At 61.7% G+C, this 15,896-nt stretch carries 15 protein-coding genes; 8 read left to right on the forward strand and 7 right to left on the reverse strand.

What is annotated here, in order from left to right; genetic code table 11:
- Window positions 1-3 precede the first annotated feature (3 nt).
- The 5 genes from HX839_RS12695 (at window position 4) to bcsQ (ending at window position 5,028) form a co-directional block, all read left to right on the forward strand.
- Window positions 4-675: an SGNH/GDSL hydrolase family protein gene (locus HX839_RS12695; RefSeq protein WP_003218072.1), complete on the forward strand. Its 672-nt coding sequence runs from the start codon at window positions 4-6 to the stop codon at window positions 673-675.
- Window positions 675-1,340, forward strand: coding sequence for an alginate O-acetyltransferase AlgF (locus HX839_RS12700; RefSeq protein WP_177041013.1), 666 nt, complete (start codon window positions 675-677; stop codon window positions 1,338-1,340). Before HX839_RS12695 ends, HX839_RS12700 begins: the two co-directional genes overlap by 1 nt.
- A gap of 17 nt (window positions 1,341-1,357) precedes the next feature.
- Window positions 1,358-2,773: an MBOAT family protein gene (locus HX839_RS12705; RefSeq protein WP_177067123.1), complete on the forward strand. Its 1,416-nt coding sequence runs from the start codon at window positions 1,358-1,360 to the stop codon at window positions 2,771-2,773.
- A 12-nt stretch (window positions 2,774-2,785) separates the two neighbouring features.
- Entirely contained in the window at window positions 2,786-3,913 is a 1,128-nt protein-coding gene (locus HX839_RS12710) for a cell division protein FtsQ (RefSeq protein ID WP_008435708.1), read from the forward strand.
- Window positions 3,914-4,086: 173 nt separating this feature from the next.
- Window positions 4,087-5,028: a cellulose biosynthesis protein BcsQ gene (gene bcsQ / locus HX839_RS12715; RefSeq protein WP_177067124.1), complete on the forward strand. Its 942-nt coding sequence runs from the start codon at window positions 4,087-4,089 to the stop codon at window positions 5,026-5,028.
- A gap of 242 nt (window positions 5,029-5,270) precedes the next feature.
- Here the strand turns inward: bcsQ and HX839_RS12720 are convergent, their stop codons facing one another.
- The 5 genes from HX839_RS12720 to HX839_RS12740 all read right to left on the reverse strand — a co-directional run bounded on the left by HX839_RS12720 (window position 5,271) and on the right by HX839_RS12740 (window position 9,502).
- Window positions 5,271-6,485: a methyltransferase gene (locus tag HX839_RS12720; protein WP_177067125.1), complete on the reverse strand. Its 1,215-nt coding sequence runs from the start codon at window positions 6,483-6,485 to the stop codon at window positions 5,271-5,273.
- Window positions 6,466-7,155 carry an ABC transporter permease gene (locus tag HX839_RS12725; RefSeq protein ID WP_032899447.1) on the reverse strand — a complete coding sequence of 230 codons (690 nt, stop codon included), beginning with the start codon at window positions 7,153-7,155 and terminating at the stop codon, window positions 6,466-6,468. The genes HX839_RS12720 and HX839_RS12725 overlap by 20 nt, the downstream gene beginning before the upstream one ends.
- Window positions 7,156-7,193: 38 nt before the next feature.
- Window positions 7,194-7,889, reverse strand: a complete 696-nt coding sequence (locus tag HX839_RS12730) for an ABC transporter permease (protein WP_003218063.1) — start codon at window positions 7,887-7,889, stop codon at window positions 7,194-7,196.
- Window positions 7,890-7,962: 73 nt separating this feature from the next.
- Entirely contained in the window at window positions 7,963-8,715 is a 753-nt protein-coding gene (locus HX839_RS12735; protein WP_003218061.1) for an ABC transporter substrate-binding protein, read from the reverse strand.
- A 13-nt stretch (window positions 8,716-8,728) separates the two neighbouring features.
- Window positions 8,729-9,502 carry an ABC transporter ATP-binding protein gene (locus HX839_RS12740; protein WP_134325578.1) on the reverse strand — a complete coding sequence of 258 codons (774 nt, stop codon included), beginning with the start codon at window positions 9,500-9,502 and terminating at the stop codon, window positions 8,729-8,731.
- 554 nt (window positions 9,503-10,056) lie between these two features.
- Between HX839_RS12740 and gabP the strand changes: the two genes are divergently transcribed.
- Window positions 10,057-11,448 (forward strand): GABA permease, encoded by a 1,392-nt coding sequence (gene gabP, locus HX839_RS12745; protein WP_003218057.1) that lies wholly within the window; start codon window positions 10,057-10,059, stop codon window positions 11,446-11,448.
- 135 nt (window positions 11,449-11,583) lie between these two features.
- Here the strand turns inward: gabP and HX839_RS12750 are convergent, their stop codons facing one another.
- Together HX839_RS12750 and HX839_RS12755 are read right to left on the reverse strand one after the other, a co-directional pair.
- Window positions 11,584-11,997 carry a hypothetical protein gene (locus HX839_RS12750; RefSeq protein WP_008435696.1) on the reverse strand — a complete coding sequence of 138 codons (414 nt, stop codon included), beginning with the start codon at window positions 11,995-11,997 and terminating at the stop codon, window positions 11,584-11,586.
- 73 nt (window positions 11,998-12,070) lie between these two features.
- Window positions 12,071-12,991: an alpha/beta fold hydrolase gene (locus tag HX839_RS12755; RefSeq protein WP_177067126.1), complete on the reverse strand. Its 921-nt coding sequence runs from the start codon at window positions 12,989-12,991 to the stop codon at window positions 12,071-12,073.
- 172 nt (window positions 12,992-13,163) lie between these two features.
- Between HX839_RS12755 and HX839_RS12760 the strand changes: the two genes are divergently transcribed.
- Both HX839_RS12760 and HX839_RS12765 read left to right on the forward strand, forming a co-directional pair.
- Window positions 13,164-14,129, forward strand: coding sequence for an arsenic resistance protein (locus HX839_RS12760; RefSeq protein WP_177067127.1), 966 nt, complete (start codon window positions 13,164-13,166; stop codon window positions 14,127-14,129).
- Between the two features lie 87 nt (window positions 14,130-14,216).
- Window positions 14,217-15,857, forward strand: coding sequence for a glycosyltransferase family 39 protein (locus HX839_RS12765; RefSeq protein ID WP_177067128.1), 1,641 nt, complete (start codon window positions 14,217-14,219; stop codon window positions 15,855-15,857).
- Window positions 15,858-15,896: the final 39 nt, after the last annotated feature.

Raw genomic sequence — 15,896 nt, forward strand, 5'->3', positions numbered from 1 at the left:
TCCATGCCTGTTTCCGCTTCTGCTATTGCCGGCCTGACCCTGCTGGTATTGGGCGAAAGTCACATGAGCTTTCCTGATTCACTGCTCAACCCGCTGCAGGACAACCTCACCGCCCAGGGCGCCAAGGTTCACTCCATCGGCGCGTGCGGCGCCGGTGCAGCCGACTGGATCGTGCCGAAGAAAGTCGAGTGCGGTGCCGAGCGCCTGCCGGTTGGCAAGGCCGAGATTTTCGGCAAGAACGCCATGAGCACCACCCCGATCAAAGACCTGATCGCCAAGGACAAGCCGGACCTGGTGGTGATCATCATCGCCGACACCATGGCCTCGTACCCGGAGCCGCAGTTCCCGAAAGTCTGGGCCTGGAAAAGCGTGACTTCCCTGACCAAGGCCATCACCGAAACCGGCACCAAGTGCGTGTGGGTCGGGCCGGCGTGGGGCAAGGTCGGTTCGCAGTACAAGAAGGATGATGCGCGCACCAAGGTGATGTCGCAGTTCCTCGCCACCAACGTGGCGCCGTGCACCTACGTTGACTCGCTGACCTTCTCCAAGCCGGGCCAGTGGATCACCACCGACGGCCAACACTTCACCATCGACGGCTACCAGAAGTGGGCCAAGGCGATCGGCGACTCCCTGGCGAAGTTGCCACCGGCCGCCGTGGGCAAAGGAGCGCAATAATGAAACGGATCACCCTGGGCCTGGCGACCTTGCTCGCCAGCGTCAGCGCCTACAGCGCCGACATCCCGCTTTACCCCACCGGCCCGGAGAAGGATTCGGCCTTCCTGCGCCTGGCCAACGGCACCGACGGCGAGCTGAAATTGCTGCCCCAGGGCTCCAAGGCCAGTCTGGTGTTGGGTGGCGACAAACTGGTGTCTGACTACCTGCCGGTGTCGGGCGGCAAGACCCCGATCAAGGGTGTGTTGAGCCAGGGCGGCAAGGATTCCGAGCTGGCCGTGACCGTCGCGCCGGGCGAGTTCGCCACCGTAGTGGCCGTGCCGGACGCCAAGGGCGGCACGCGCCAGTTGGTGATCCACGAACAGCCGGATGACTTCAACGCACTGAAGGCCTCGCTGGCCTTTATCAACGCCGACGCCGCCTGCGCCGACGCGAGCCTGGAAGCCGTGGCGCAAAAAGCCGAGCTGTTCAAGAAGGTCGCCGAAGGCTCGATTTCGCGCCGCATGATCAACCCGGTGGAACTGTCGGTGCAGCTCAAGTGCGCCAACGCGCCGGTGGGCCAGCCGCTGACCTTCACCCTCAAGGCCGGCGAACGCTACAGCGTGCTCGCACTGCCATCGGCCGCCGGTTCGAGGTTGCTGTTTACCTCCGACACGCTCGCTAACTGATCGGGCCCGACACCACCATGGTCTTTGCCTCACTGGAATTCCTCACGCTGTTCCTGCCGGCCTTCCTGTTGATTTATGCGCTGGCCCGTCCGGGCTGGCGCAACGTCATCCTGTTGATCGGCAGCTGGCTGTTCTACGGCTGGTTGAGCCCGCTGTTCCTGTTCCTGCACATGGTGTTGACCGTGGTGGCGTGGGTCGGCGGTTTGCTGGTGGACCGTTCCCGTGAAGACGGCAAGGGCCGGGTGCGGCTGTTGATCGCGTTGATCGTGTTCAACACCGCAGTGCTGTGTTGGTACAAGTACGCCAACATCGTCGCGGGCACCGTGAGTGAGGTGATCACCTGGTACGGCGCGATGCCGCTGGATTGGCAGCGCGTGGCGTTGCCGGCCGGGTTGTCGTTCATCGTGCTGCAGGCGATTTCGTACCTGGTGGATGTGCACCGGCACACGGTGCCGGTGGAGCGCAGCTTCATCAATTACGCGACCTATATCTCGATGTTCGGCCACTCGATTGCGGGCCCGATCATTCGTTATGACTGGGTGCGGCGCGAGCTGAACCAGCGTTATTTCAACTGGCCGAATTTCAGCCTTGGCGCCCGGCGTTTCATGATCGGCATGGGCATGAAAGTGCTGGTGGCCGATACCTTGTCGCCGCTGGTGGACATCGCCTTCCACCTGGAAAACCCGAGCCTGGTGGATGCCTGGATCGGCTGCCTGGCGTACTCGTTGCAACTGTTTTTCGACTTCGCCGGCTACAGTGCCATGGCCATCGGCCTGGGCCTGATGCTGGGCTTCCACTTCCCGGAAAACTTCAACCGGCCGTACCTCGCCAGCAGCATCCAGGACTTCTGGCGGCGCTGGCATTTGTCGTTGTCCAGCTGGCTGCGGGACTACCTGTACATCGCCCTCGGCGGTAACCGCGATGGCGTGTGGCGCACCTACCGCAACCTGTTCCTGACCATGGCGATTGCCGGGCTGTGGCATGGCGGCGACAGTTGGAACTACCTGTTGTGGGGTTCGGCCCACGGTATCGCGTTGTGCATTGACCGGGCGTGGTCGCGCTCGAGCCTGCCGAGCATTCCGCCGGTGCTGTCGCACATCTTGACGCTGCTGTTTGTGTGCCTGGCCTGGACGCTGTTCCGCGCACCGGACTTCCATTCGGCACTGACCATGTACGCCGGCCAATTCGGCATGCATGGCATGGCCTTGGGTGATGCGTTGGCCGTGGCCATGCGCCCGGCTCATGGCATGGCCGCGTTGCTCGGTTTGGTGTGCATCGTCGCGCCGATCTGGCAGACCCGCTGCGAGCAGCGTTTTGGTACGCAGCCTTGGTTTGTGGTGGCCGCATCCCTGTGGCCGGTTGCCGGGTTTGTGTTGTCGTTCGCGCTGATTGCCAGCCGCGATGCCGTACCGTTTCTGTACTTTCAGTTCTAAGGAAGCCTGACGATGCCCGCCCCTACCGCGCCGACCCCACCGAGTGAATTGGCCGTCCGCACCAGCCCCCTGGCGGGCTGGGTGTTGGTGCCTTTCCTGGCGGCGGGGCTGTTGTCTTGCGTCTGGCTGATGGTCAAGGGGCCGGTGAGTTTCCTGCCGCCCAAGGTCGACAGCGACATGCTGCTGCACGGTGAAGTGACCCATCGGTTTGCCAAGGAATTGTCCAAGGCACCGATGGCCATCGAAGCGGCAAACCTGGAGCGCGGCGCCAGTTGGCTGGCGTTCGGCGACACCGGGCCGCGGGTGCGCCAGGGCTGCCCGGGCTGGCTGTTTATCAGCGATGAGCTGAAGCTCAACCGCCACGCCGAAGACAATGCGCGCACCAAGGCCGACGCGGTGATCGACCTGAAAAAGCAGCTCGGCCAGCGCGGTATAGATCTGCAAGTGATGGTGGTGCCGGATAAAACCCGCATCGCCGCTGCCCAGCGTTGCGGCTTGTATCGTCCGGCCGTGCTGGATGGCCGGATCCAGCAATGGAGCACGCTGTTGCAAGCGGCGGGCGTTGAAGTGCTGGATTTGACCGACACCCTGAAACCCCTCGGCCCGGATGCCTACCTGCGTACCGACACGCACTGGAGCGAAATCGGCTCGAATGCCGGCGCCCGCGCCGTGGCCCTGCGCATCCAGCAGCGCGGTATCCAGGCCACGCCGGAGCAAGCCTTCGACATTACCCAGGCACCGCTCGCACCGCGTCCGGGTGACCTGGTGCGCCTGGCCGGTCTCGACTGGTTGCCGCCGAAGTTACAGCCGGTGGGCGAGCAGGTTGCGGCCAGCACCGCGCATGAGAACGGCCCGGCGGCGTCGAGTAACCCTGACGATTTGTTTGGTGACGCCGGCCTGCCGAACGTGGCACTGATCGGTACCTCGTTTTCGCGCAATTCGAATTTCGTGGGTTTCCTGCAAAAAGCCCTGAACGCTCCGGTGGGTAACTTCAGCAAGGACGGCGGCGAATTTTCAGGCGCCGCCAAGGCTTATTTCGACAGCCCGGCGTTCAAGCAGACGCCGCCCAAGCTGCTGATCTGGGAGATCCCGGAGCGGGATTTGCAAACACCTTACGACCCGATAAAGATTAGTCAGTAAATTGACCATTTACCGCTCGTCTTAAAGATTTCTTCAGAAACACCAAAATAATGACACCTTCATTCCTTTGTCACAGAATGCGTACACAAAGGCGCCCACAAAAAGACCTGCGGTAAGCATCAGTACAGCTGACCTTTCACGTCTTTAAGATGCGTCGTGAGGGAGTGTTGGCGATGAGCCGTACCGATGATCTTTTTGTGTTGTTCGATAAGACGACTGCCAGTGATGTTCAAGGGATGGATTCGATGCTGCAGTTCTTCGAAGACATGCCGGTCGACGACAGTGCCAGCCTCAATATGGGCAGTGGCGCGTCGTTCTCCCGACATTCCCCTTGTGCCAACGAGCAGTCCCGCGAAGCCGCGAACATCCGGGCGAAGGTGGTAGCGCTGGTTTCGGTCAATGGCGGCGTCGGCCGCAGCACCCTGGCCACCGCGCTGAGCAGCGGTTTGCAGCGCCTGGGACAGCCAGTGGTGGCGCTGGACCTGGACCCGCAAAACGCGCTCTATCACCACTTCGGCCTGAGCCATACCTTGCCCGGCATCGGGCGCACCAGCCTGCACAACGAGCGCTGGAGCCAGATCCTTCATTCAGGCTTTGCCGGTTGCCAGGTGATCACGTTTGGCGAAACCGATATCCGTCAGCAGGAAGACCTCCAGCGCTGGCTGAAACAGGAGCCGCATTGGCTGGCGCAACATTTGTCGGCCCTGGGCTTGAGTGAGCAGGACACGGTGATCATCGACACCCCGGCGGGCAATAACGTCTACCTGCATCAGGCACTGAACGTGGCCGATGTGGTGCTGGTCATCGCCCAGGCGGATGCGGCCTCCCTTGGCACCCTGGAGCAGATGGAGCAGTTGCTGGCGCCACACCTTGATGATCGGCCGGCGCTGCGTTGCCACTTCGTGATCAACCAACTCGACGAGACCTCGGGCTTTAGCCTGGACATGGTCGAGGTGTTCAGGAAGCGCCTGGGTGACAGCCTGTTGGAGGTGGTGCATCGGGATCCGGCGATCAGCGAGGCCCTGGCTTTTGGCAGCGATCCGCTGGATAACCAAGCCGCAAGCATGGCCTGTGACGATATAAACGCGCTTTGCCGCCTGCTGGTTGCCCACTGAAAAGCCCGGGTTATGCCGCTAACCTCAGATGCTTATGCACAATCGGTTGGTTCGACCTGTCATCAAACCGCAATTTTGCGGAGCGGTTCTCATCACGCTGCAACTGCCTGTTTTGCGTGCGTTTTATTTTGTGAACAAAAAATGACCAGTCAGCATTTTGCCCCGCGAAGCTTGCCGGCAGGGCCTCTGCCAGAATTCCATCAACAGAGTTATCCACAGGGCACACTGCGACAAAATGCCCTTTAATTGCGCTCGGCGAGCAGCATCAGGTTGCGCGGGGTGAGCGGTGTTTCGCAGAAGCTGCCGACTTGAACCCTGTAACCGTTTTCTTCGAGAAACAATGCCCGGTCCAGCACCAGCCACATTTCCAGCGGGCGCCGAAACAGACCACGCACTAATTCCAGGTTTCGCACCTGCGCCAAGCGCTGCCAGCCTTGGGCCTCCAGTGCCGACCAATGCTGTTCCCCTGTGGATAATCCCTTGAGGGCCGCCAGTTCGCGGCAGTAGTCGGCGAACGGCTTGGCCAGCCAACTCGCGGGCAGGGACGGAGTGGGCAGGTAAGCATCGCTCCCGCGCAGTTGCCGCTGCAGAACATCAAAACCCAGGCGCCTGGCCATCGACGTATCGCGCTGCTGACGCACCCGAGCGCCGGCGGTAACGGTTTCGCTCAGCGGCAGGCCGAGGTCTTCCACCGATAAATGCAGTGACGACGCCTGGGCGGCAATCGACAGCGGCGGGTACTGCTCGGCGCGGATGCGGTTGTAGCAGCAGGGCGCCACGGCCAACTGCTGGCAGCCGGCGGCGCTGGCCAGTCGGAGCAGGCGCACATGCAGGTCGCCGCAGGCGTGCAGTGCCACTGGGGTTTGGTCACGGTTGATCTGCACGTCGGCCATCACGTCTTGCAGGCGATGGGTGATGGGCAATTGATGGTGTTCGCTGAGGGCTTGCCCTGAGGCGATGAGGGCCGGGTCGTATTCCAGGCAGGTCAGTTGCTGCCCGGGTTGCAACAGGCGGCGGCCGAGGTGGCCCTTGCCGGCACACCAGTCGAGCCAGTGTTCGGGGGTTTGGCGAAATTGCAGTGCGGCGCCGAAGGCTTCGATCTGCTGCCATTTGCGGCCGGGTACATCGACGTTCAGGCGATGGCGGGCGGCGGGTAGCGGGCGGGATGGTAAGTTATCCACAGCGCTGAGATTCAGCGACTGCATGGCCAGCTCAGGGAAAGGCGCAGGCGCCGGCAAGTGGTGAGGCTGGTTATGGCTGGTTTCCGCTTCGGCCAGCGAGCGCTGGCGCAACCAATGGGCCAGTTCGGGATGCTGGGTTTCCCACGGCAATTGCAGATGGGTAAAGGGCCGTGGTCGCCACAGCCCTTGATGTTCGGTGAGGAACGTATCCAGCGCCTGGAAGCGGGCGAGCAGGTGCTCACCCGTCAACAAGGCGTCAGCGGCCCTGGCAGGCATCGACCCGCAACCAGCGCTCCAGCAGCTTGAAGAAGCGCACCAGGACGTAGGACATCAGCAGGTAGAACAAGCCGGCAGCGAAGAAGATCTCCACCGGCAGGTAGGTGCGGGCAATGATCGTGCGGGCCATGCCGGTCAGTTCCAGCAGGGTCACGGTACTGGCCAGGGCGCTGGCCTTGAGCATCAGGATCACTTCGTTGCTGTAGGCCGGCAGGCCGATGCGCGCGGCACGCGGCAGGATGATGTAGAACAGCGCCTTGGGCCTGGACATGCCCAGCGCCCGCGCGGCTTCGATTTCACCCGGCGGGATGGCCTGGATCGCGCCGCGCAGGATCTCGGCGATATAGGCGGCGGTGTGCAGGGTCATGGTGGCGGTGGCGCACCAGAACGGGTCCCGCAGGTACGGCCACATGAAGCTTTCACGCACGGCGTCGAACTGTGCCAGGCCGTAGTACACCAGGAACAGCTGCACCAGCAGCGGCGTGCCGCGGAAGAAGAAAATGTAGCAGTAGGGCAGGGTGCGCACGTACCACAGGCGTGACGAGCGGGCGATGCCCAGCGGGATTGCCAGCAGCAGGCCGGCGATCACGGCGATGGCCACCAGCTCCAGGGTCAGGGTTGCGCCCTGGGCCAGTTTCGGCAGCCATTTGATGATCACGGCCCAGTTCAGGCCCAGGTCGAAATGCGACAGCCAGCTGTAGTCGCCACTCATTGCGTGCTCCTCGCAAAGCCGCGCGCGGCACGTTTTTCCAGGAAGTGCATGCCGGTCATCGCCAGGACAGTGAGGCCCAGGTACATGAAGGCCGCGACCATAAAGAAGGTGAAGGGCTGCTTGGTGACGGTCACGCCGATCTGCGCGTGGCGCATGATTTCTTCCAGGCCGATCACCGAGACCAGCGCGGTGTCCTTCATCAGAATCATGAACAGGTTGCCCAGGCCCGGCAGCGCGATGCGCCACATCTGCGGCATGATCAAGCGGGTGAAGATCCGGACCTTCGACAAGCCCAGTGCGACACCGGCTTCACGGTGGCCCTTGGGAATGGCCAGGATCGCGCCGCGGAAGACTTCCGTGGCGTAGGCGCCAAAGCACAGGCCCAGGGCGATCACCCCGGCGGCGAAAGCGCTGAGGGAAAGGTCGGGGTTGCCGAAAAACTCCCCGAGGGAGCGCATCAGGTTGACCGTGCCGAAGTAGATCAGCAGGACCCACAGCAGTTCCGGGATGCCGCGAACCAGGGTGGAGTAGCTGCCGCCAAGCCATTGCAGCGGCTTGTACGGGGAAGTCTTGGCCAGGGCGCCGGCCAGCCCGAGCACCAGCCCGAGGCACAGGGCGGTGAGCGCCAGCTTGACGGTCATCAGCGCGCCGGCGGCGAGCGCCGGGCCGAATCCGTAGAGGTCGAAATTCATGGTTTAGTCGTTTCGCAAGGCAAAGCTCAGGACCGGCGCACTCAAGCGAGCACGCCGGGCAGGCCATTCAGGATCACTCGATACTGAAAGGGAAGTACTTGTCGTTGATCTTCTTGTAGGTGCCGTCGGCCTTGATTTCAGCCAGGGCTTTGTTCAAGCGCTCGCGCAGCGGGTCGCCTTTGCGTACGGCGATACCGATCTTGTCGCTCTCGACCACCGGGTCGCCCTTGAATTCGTAGGCGGAGCCGTCTTTGCTTTTCAGCCACTCGTACTGCACGTACTTGTCGGCGAGCATCCCGTCCAGGCGGCCGGAAGTCAGGTCGAGGTAGGCGTTTTCCTGGGTGTCGTAGAGCTTGGCGGTGGTGTCCGGCAGCTTGTCTTCCAGGTAGGTACCGGCCAGCGTTGCGCGCTGTGCACCGATGATCTTGCCCTTCAGGTAGTCCGCGTCGGTCTTGAAGTCTTTGTTGGCTTTGGGCGCGATGAACTGCAGCTTGTTGGAGTAGTACGGGTCGGTGAAGTCGACGGCCTGCTTGCGTTCATCGGTGATGGACAGCGAGGAGACCAGGAAGTCGAACTTCTTGGCATTCAGGGCCGGGATGATGCCGTCCCAGTCGGAGACATACACTTCGCACTTCTCGACTTTCATCTTGGCGCACAGGGCGTCGCCGATGTCCTTGTCGAAGCCGACGACGTTGCCGCTGGCATCTTTATTGTTGAACGGCGGGTAGGCCGCTTCGATCCCCATTTTCAAGGTTTCAGCCATCGCCGTGGCGCTGAACGCCATCGAAACAGCGGCGGCCAAGAGGAATTTTTTATAGTTCTGCATGCATGTTGCTCCGTTAGCGGTTGCTGGACATGAATTGTTTGCAGCGCGCCGAAAGCGGGTTTTCAAATACCTGCTGTGGCGATCCTTGCTCTTCGACCAGGCCCTGGTGCAGGAACACCACTTCACTGGACACCTGGCGGGCAAAGCCCATTTCATGGGTGACCAGCAGCATGGTGCGGCCTTCTTCGGCCAGGGCGCGGATCACATTAAGTACTTCCTGAACCATTTCCGGGTCAAGGGCCGATGTGGGCTCGTCGAACAGGATGACTTTGGGCTGCATGGCCAGGGTGCGTGCGATCGCGGCGCGTTGTTGCTGGCCGCCGGACAGTTGCGCGGGGTAGGCATGACGCTTGTCAATGATGCCGACCTTGGCCAGCAAGGCTTCGGCGATTTCAGTGGCTTCGGCCTTGCTCTGGCCGAGCACGCGGCGCGGGGCCTCGATGATGTTGTCGAGGACGCTCATGTGCGGCCACAGGTTAAAGTTTTGAAACACAAAACCGATTTCGCTGCGCAGGCGGTTGATCTGTTTGCCGTCGGCGGCCACCAGTTCGCCGTTTTTCGCAGCCTTGAGCTTGAGCTCTTCACCGGCCACCAGGATTTGCCCCTGGTGCGGGTTTTCCAGCAGGTTGATGCAGCGCAGGAACGTGGACTTGCCGGAACCGGAGGAACCCAGGATCGAGATCACATCGCCGTCGCGGGCGGTCAGCGAGATACCTTTAAGCACCTCCAGCTCACCATAGCGTTTATGCAAGTTGCGGATTTCAAGCGCGGGCGTGGCCTCAGCCATGTGCGGTCCTCATTGTGTTCATTGCGCTCCTGCTGTTGGCCCGCCTTCCTGGCGAGGCGCCAAGCTAGCATAGCGTCCGGATGACAGCCAACAGCCCTGCAGGCGGTAAACAGACGGTCTGCGGCAGGGTGTCGCATCGGCACAGCAGTGTGTCGCGCCATCAACAACCGAACAGCCGTTTGAACCAGTATTCCTACAGGTTTCGCGTAAAAAAGGGCGCGATGGTGCCAGCTTTGGCCGGGTGTTGGAAGGGTTAAACCGGCGAACGGTCCTTATCAGCCCTTTTATGGGGCGTCACGCACAAATTGTGTGTGTTTTTGGTGCGCTGATTCGTCTTTCAAGTGAGTCGCACAGTAACGCTATAGCGGAATGCCATTAGTGTCAGTGACTTACGAGAGCTATTGAGTTTCCCTACAGCCCGCGTCAATCGCGGCTCTGTAACATTTTGGCGCAAATCTTGCGTAAAAAATAAAGAACGCCCCGTTGGTTTCTTTTCACGAGAAAGACGCCAGACCGGGTGGACCGTATTCGCAATTCCTCGCAAAGGTGTGTCAATGAGTAGTACGCAAAGCTCCAATGACCTCGAACAGGGGCTCAAACCGCGTCACGTCACCATGCTGTCGATTGCCGGCGTTATCGGTGCCGGGTTGTTTGTGGGCTCCGGCCACGCGATTGCTGCGGCGGGCCCGGCCGTGCTGCTGGCTTATGCCGCCGCCGGTACGCTGGTGGTGTTGGTGATGCGCATGCTGGCCGAGATGGCCGTGGCATCGCCGGACACGGGTTCGTTCTCTACTTATGCCGACCGTGCGATCGGGCACTGGGCCGGTTTCACCATCGGCTGGTTGTACTGGTGGTTCTGGGTGCTGGTGATTCCGCTGGAAGCCAACGCTGCCGCGACCATCCTGCACGCCTGGTTCCCCGGCGTGGCGATCTGGGCCTTCACCCTGATCATTACCTTGCTGCTGACCGCGACCAACCTGTTCAGTGTGAAGAACTACGGCGAGTTCGAGTTCTGGTTTGCGCTGATCAAAGTGGTGGCGATCATCGGGTTTGTGATCCTCGGCATCCTGGCGATCTTCGGCTTCCTGCCGGGCAGCCAGGTCAGCGGCGTTTCGCACCTGTTCGACACCCAGGGCTTCCTGCCCAACGGCATGGGCGCGGTCTTGGCGGCGATCCTGACCACCATGTTCTCGTTCATGGGCACCGAGATCGTGACCATCGCGGCCGCTGAATCGAAGAACCCGGGCCAGCAGATTTCCAAGGCCACCAACTCGGTGATCTGGCGGATCGGCTTGTTCTACCTGGTGTCGATCTTCATCGTCGTGGCCCTGGTGCCGTGGAATGATCCTGCGCTGGCAGCGGTCGGTTCCTACCAGACCGTGCTGGAACGCATGGGCATCCCGAATGCCAAGCTGATCGTTGACCTGGTGGTGCTGGTGGCCGTGACCAGTTGCCTGAACTCGGCGCTGTACACCGCTTCGCGCATGATGTTCTCCCTGGGCCGTCGCGGTGATGCACCGGCGGTGTCCAAGATCACCAACAAGAGCGGCACGCCTTACTGGGCGGTGTTGCTGTCTACCGGCGCGGCGTTCCTGGCGGTATTCGCCAACTACGTGGCACCGGCGGCGGTGTTTGAATTCCTGCTGGCCAGCTCCGGCGCCATCGCGCTGCTGGTGTACCTGGTGATCGCCGTGTCGCAACTGCGCATGCGCCAGAAACGCACGGAAGCGGGCGAGAAGATTGCCTTCAAGATGTGGCTGTTCCCGGGCCTGACGTATGCGGTGATCGTGTTCATCGTGGGCGTGCTGACGATCATGTTGTTCCAGGAAGCGCATCAGGTGGAGATCATTGCCACCGGGATCCTGAGCTTGCTGGTCGTTGCGGCGGGGCTGATGGTGTCGCGTCGGCGCAAGGGCCGGAAGGTTGGGGCGGCGGTGCTTAACTGACGGAGTGCTTTCGTCGCAATACCGTTGATCAAATGTGGGAGCGGGCTTGCTCGCGAATGCGGTGGATCAGTCGACATTTGAGCTGACTGACACACTGCCTTCGCGAGCAAGCCCGCTCCCACATTTCGTTTTGTATTAGTCTTCGGAATTCACCAGCGCCTGTGACGCCGCGACGTAATCGGCCTGGAATTCCGGCGATTCAATCCACGCCAGCGCTGCCGCTTCATCCTCGGTATCCGTGGCCCACTGGCGATACTCGATCAGCGCCGCGAGGATAAAGTCCGTCGCTTCTTCTTCGCCTTCCTGCTCCAGTACCACTGCCAGCAGCGGGTGCGCCAGGAACACGGCACACAGCGCCTGCTGGCTGGTTTCGCCAGCGGTGCGCATCTCCAGGAACAGCTCGGTCAAATCCACCGATTCAAGATCAATGCGGCTGTCATCGCCGGCAAAGGCATCCGGCTTGGTGGCGACGGCGCGTTGGGTGCGATTCTGCTTGGCCTTGGCTTTTGCCCGGTGGGCGCGTTTTTGCTGCTTGTTCGGCGAAGCCATGGGCTCACGTCCTTGGTGTCAGGATCTGGGGGTGGGGTATTGAAGCGCAGGTCTGGAGAAATCCCAAGGCTTTCTAGGTGCGATCCGTCACTTGGCGCCCCGGCGTGCCGTTGGCCAACTCTCCCCTTTGCAGCCAAGCCAATGCAATCGGCCACAACCGATCTTGATACTGGCTGCGAAAGAATGCGAAGTGTCCGACCTCTTTTTCGCCGATATCTTCAGGCGCGATTCGCAGATGCGTGCGCTCGCTGCCGTCGAAGTAACCCAGCAGGCGTTCGATTGCTGCGACGGTACCAAACGGATCGTCGGTAATGCTGATGGCCAATATCTGTGCCTTCACCCGCGAAAACGGCAACTCGGGCAAGGCTCGCCCACTCGGACGTTTTTCATAACTCGGCGTCGGCGTACTCCAGTCGCGTACCACGCCCGCCGGGGTATCCTCCAGCCAGCCTATGCGTTTGCCCGGGAAGTAGCCAAAAACCGCTGTCACCAGCGGCATCACCACATGCCATTTGGCAAGCATCCGCCAGCGCCCGCTCGCCTCGTAGTCGCGCCAGTAGGCAAACTGCGCGCCTACCGTCACCAGGCGCCGAATCACTGCGCCGGAAGCCCCGAGCCCCGCCGCACATCCGCCAAAACTGTGCCCGACCACATCAATCGGTTGGCCGGCAAACTCCCGCTGGGCCCGCTGCAGGATCGCTTCGAAGTCCAGCACGCCCCAATCCGACCACGAGGCCTTGAACCCTTTCAGCGAGCCGCTGCGGGATTCGCCGATGCCGCGGTAGTCGTAGGTGATGACGTCGAAGCCATTGGCAAACAGGTAATTGGCAAACCGTGAGTAGTGACGGCAGCGTACGGAGGTGGCGGCGTTGATGATGACGACCGGGCGTTCAACGTCTGTGCGCGGATGGCGCCATGTGAAGCCGCCGATGGAATGCCCATCGGCTGTGGGCTCGCGGAATGCTTCGGCTTGAGGTCGGGCTGGCAGGTTCATGAACAGGCTCGATCATTGCGCTTTCGATGGGGTGTCAAAGGCCCGTGCGCAGTTTTATGAGAAGTCGAAACTAACAAATTTCTGCTATGAAGACCCCGGGGATTTTTCTGAGGCTCGACCTGAGCGGCACAGATGCCTAGGCTTAGACCCTTTCGCCCACCAGAGCCGGCCCATGACCCGCGACACCCTCGAACAAAACCAGATCCCGATCTACTTCGCCAGCGTGGTGCTGGCTGCCGTTGTCGGCCTGCTGGCGCCCTCCATGGTTCAAGGTGTGGCTGCCCTGGTTACGCCCGCCATCGCCGTGCTGATGTACGCGATGTTCCTGCAAATCCCGTTTCTGGACCTGCGCCAGGGGCTGGGCAACAAACACTTCATGGCCGCGTTGCTGCTGGCCAACTTCATCCTGATTCCGCTGCTGGTGTGGGCGCTGACTCGGGGCCTGGTGGAACACCCGGCGATCCTGGTGGGTGCGTTGCTGGTGCTGTTGACGCCGTGCATCGACTACGTGGTGGTGTTTACCCATATCGGCAAGGGTGACTCGCGGTTGATGCTGGCAGCGACCCCGATTCTGTTGTTGCTGCAACTGCTGCTGTTGCCGGTCTACCTGGGGTTGATGCTGGGGGCGCAGTCGCAGGTGGTGGTTGCAGTGGGGCCGTTTGTCGAGGCCTTCCTGCTGCTGATCGTTGCGCCCATGATTCTGGCGGTGCTGACCACATCCCTGTCCCGGCGCTCACCGGTCGTCAGTGCCTGGAACGATGCCTGGGCCTGGCTGCCCGTGCCGGCCATGGCGCTGGTGCTGATGGTGGTGATCGGTTCGCAGATCACCGCCGTGGTCCGCGATATCGGCCTGCTGGCGCCGGTGATCCCGGTGTATATCGGCTTCCTGTTGCTGGCCCCGCTGATGGGGGCGCTGGCTTCGCGCCTGTTCAAGCTATCGGCGCCCACGGCGCGGGCGGTCACCTTCAGCGCCTCCACGCGTAATTCCCTGGTGGTGCTGCCGCTGGCGCTGGCGTTGCCCGAAGAGATCCGCGGGCTCGCTGCTGCAGCGGTGATCACGCAAACCCTGGTGGAATTGGTAGGGGAGCTACTCTATATCCGCCTGCTGCCGCTGCTGGTCTGGCCCGCTCGTCGTTAGGCGGATGAATGTTTGATTCCGTTCAGGGCTTATTCAGGGTGGCGTTCGGCAACATGAGCCGGTTTACCCCACCTGACAGGCTGAATAATGGATCAACACAATCGCTTTCGAATGGAATCGCTGGGTATTTTCCTTATCGCCTTGCTGCTGTTCACCCTGGGCATCTGGGACCAGCAGCCACAGGGCTTCGACGGCCGCTGGGCCGTGTTCATGCAAGAGATGTTTCGCCACGGTGCGAGCCTGTTTCCTACCACCTACGGTGAGCCTTACCCGGACTATCCGGGCACCGCGACCTACCTGAGCTACCTCTTTGCCCGTTTATTCGGCGCGCCCAACGACCTGGCTAACGTGATGCCCACCGCCCTGGCGTCTGCCGGGGTCATGGCGCTGGTCTACCGCTTGCTGGTGCCGTCCGGTCGGGCGTGGGCATTGCTGACGGTGCTGCTCACCGCATTGACTGCCCAGTTGCTGGAGAAGTCGCGCTCGGTGTGCCTGGACCAGATGATCTCGTTGTTGTGCCTGGGGTGTTTCTACCTGCTGCATAGCGGTGAGCGCCTGGGCTCGCGTCTGCGCCAATATGCGATCTTTCCGTTGTTCGTGGTGGCGTTTGCCATTCGCGGGCCGCTGGGGTTGATCGAGGTGTGCGGGGTGGCCTGTGTCTACTGGGCGCTGGGCACCGCTCGTACGCGGCAAGAGCGGATTGCGCTGCTGAAAAAGGTGATTGCCCACGGAGTGGTCGGTTTGATCCTGCTGGCCGGCTGTTGGTGGGCGCTGTTGAAACTGGCACGGATCAGCGGTGGCGATGCTTTCGTCGATGATGTGCTGCGGATGCAATTCACCGGGCGCCTTGATGAAACCGGTGAGGCGTTCTACTTCTACTTCAAGCTGAGCCTGTACCGCTATTTCCCGGTGGTGCCGCTGGCATTGGCGACGATGATTGCCCTGCGCCACAAATGGTCGGCCCGCCACGACGATGCCGATGTGCAGTTGATGCTGCGCTTGGCCGCCTGCGGCCTGATGATTTTGCTGGGCTTGTCGGTGCCGCACTTCAAGCGCGCCTACTACATCGTGCCCATGGTCCCGATGTTTGCCGCGGTGGCCGCCTATGGCTTGCTCCAGGCCCAGGGTTGGTTGCTCGGCGTGCGGCGTGGCTATGAGTGGCTGGTGGCGGTCCTGCCGGTGCTGGGCATTGTCGTGGTGTTTGTCTGTCGGCATCTGTGGCACAAGCACGGCTACTGGCCGGACGTTTCAGTGCCGGCGCTGGTGGGTGTGCTGATCGTGCTGCAACTCGCAGCCGTGATTGCCTGGCGCCGTTTGCAGGGCAATCTCGGCCAGCGCCTGGTGGTGCTCAGCGTGATTGCGCTGGCCACCCAATGGCTGGTGCTGGTGAAGGTTGTGGAGCCGGCCAAGGACCTGCAATTCGACACCAGGAACTTCGTAAGCGCGGTGGAAAAGCTGCGTGCCGATAATCCCGGGACCCTGGTGTTCGTCGATCTGGCCAAGGACACCTGGGCGATTCGCTACATCATGAACCTGGATCACGACGAGCAGCCGCTGTTCATTGGGCGCAACCAACCCTTGCTGGTGGATACGCTACCGCGCCCCGCCTGGGTGATTGTGGAGCGCAAGCAAACCGCATTGCTCAGCGGCACGCCGCTGGAACACATGGCGCCGGTGTTCAATGGGCGGTTGAATGACAACCCGCTGCTGGTATTCCTGGTGAAGTGACTCAGTCGCCTTGACATCCTTGTCGGTGGTAACGCCGAC

Source organism: Pseudomonas sp. I8001 (assembly GCF_013385345.1).
Classification (GTDB): domain Bacteria; phylum Pseudomonadota; class Gammaproteobacteria; order Pseudomonadales; family Pseudomonadaceae; genus Aquipseudomonas.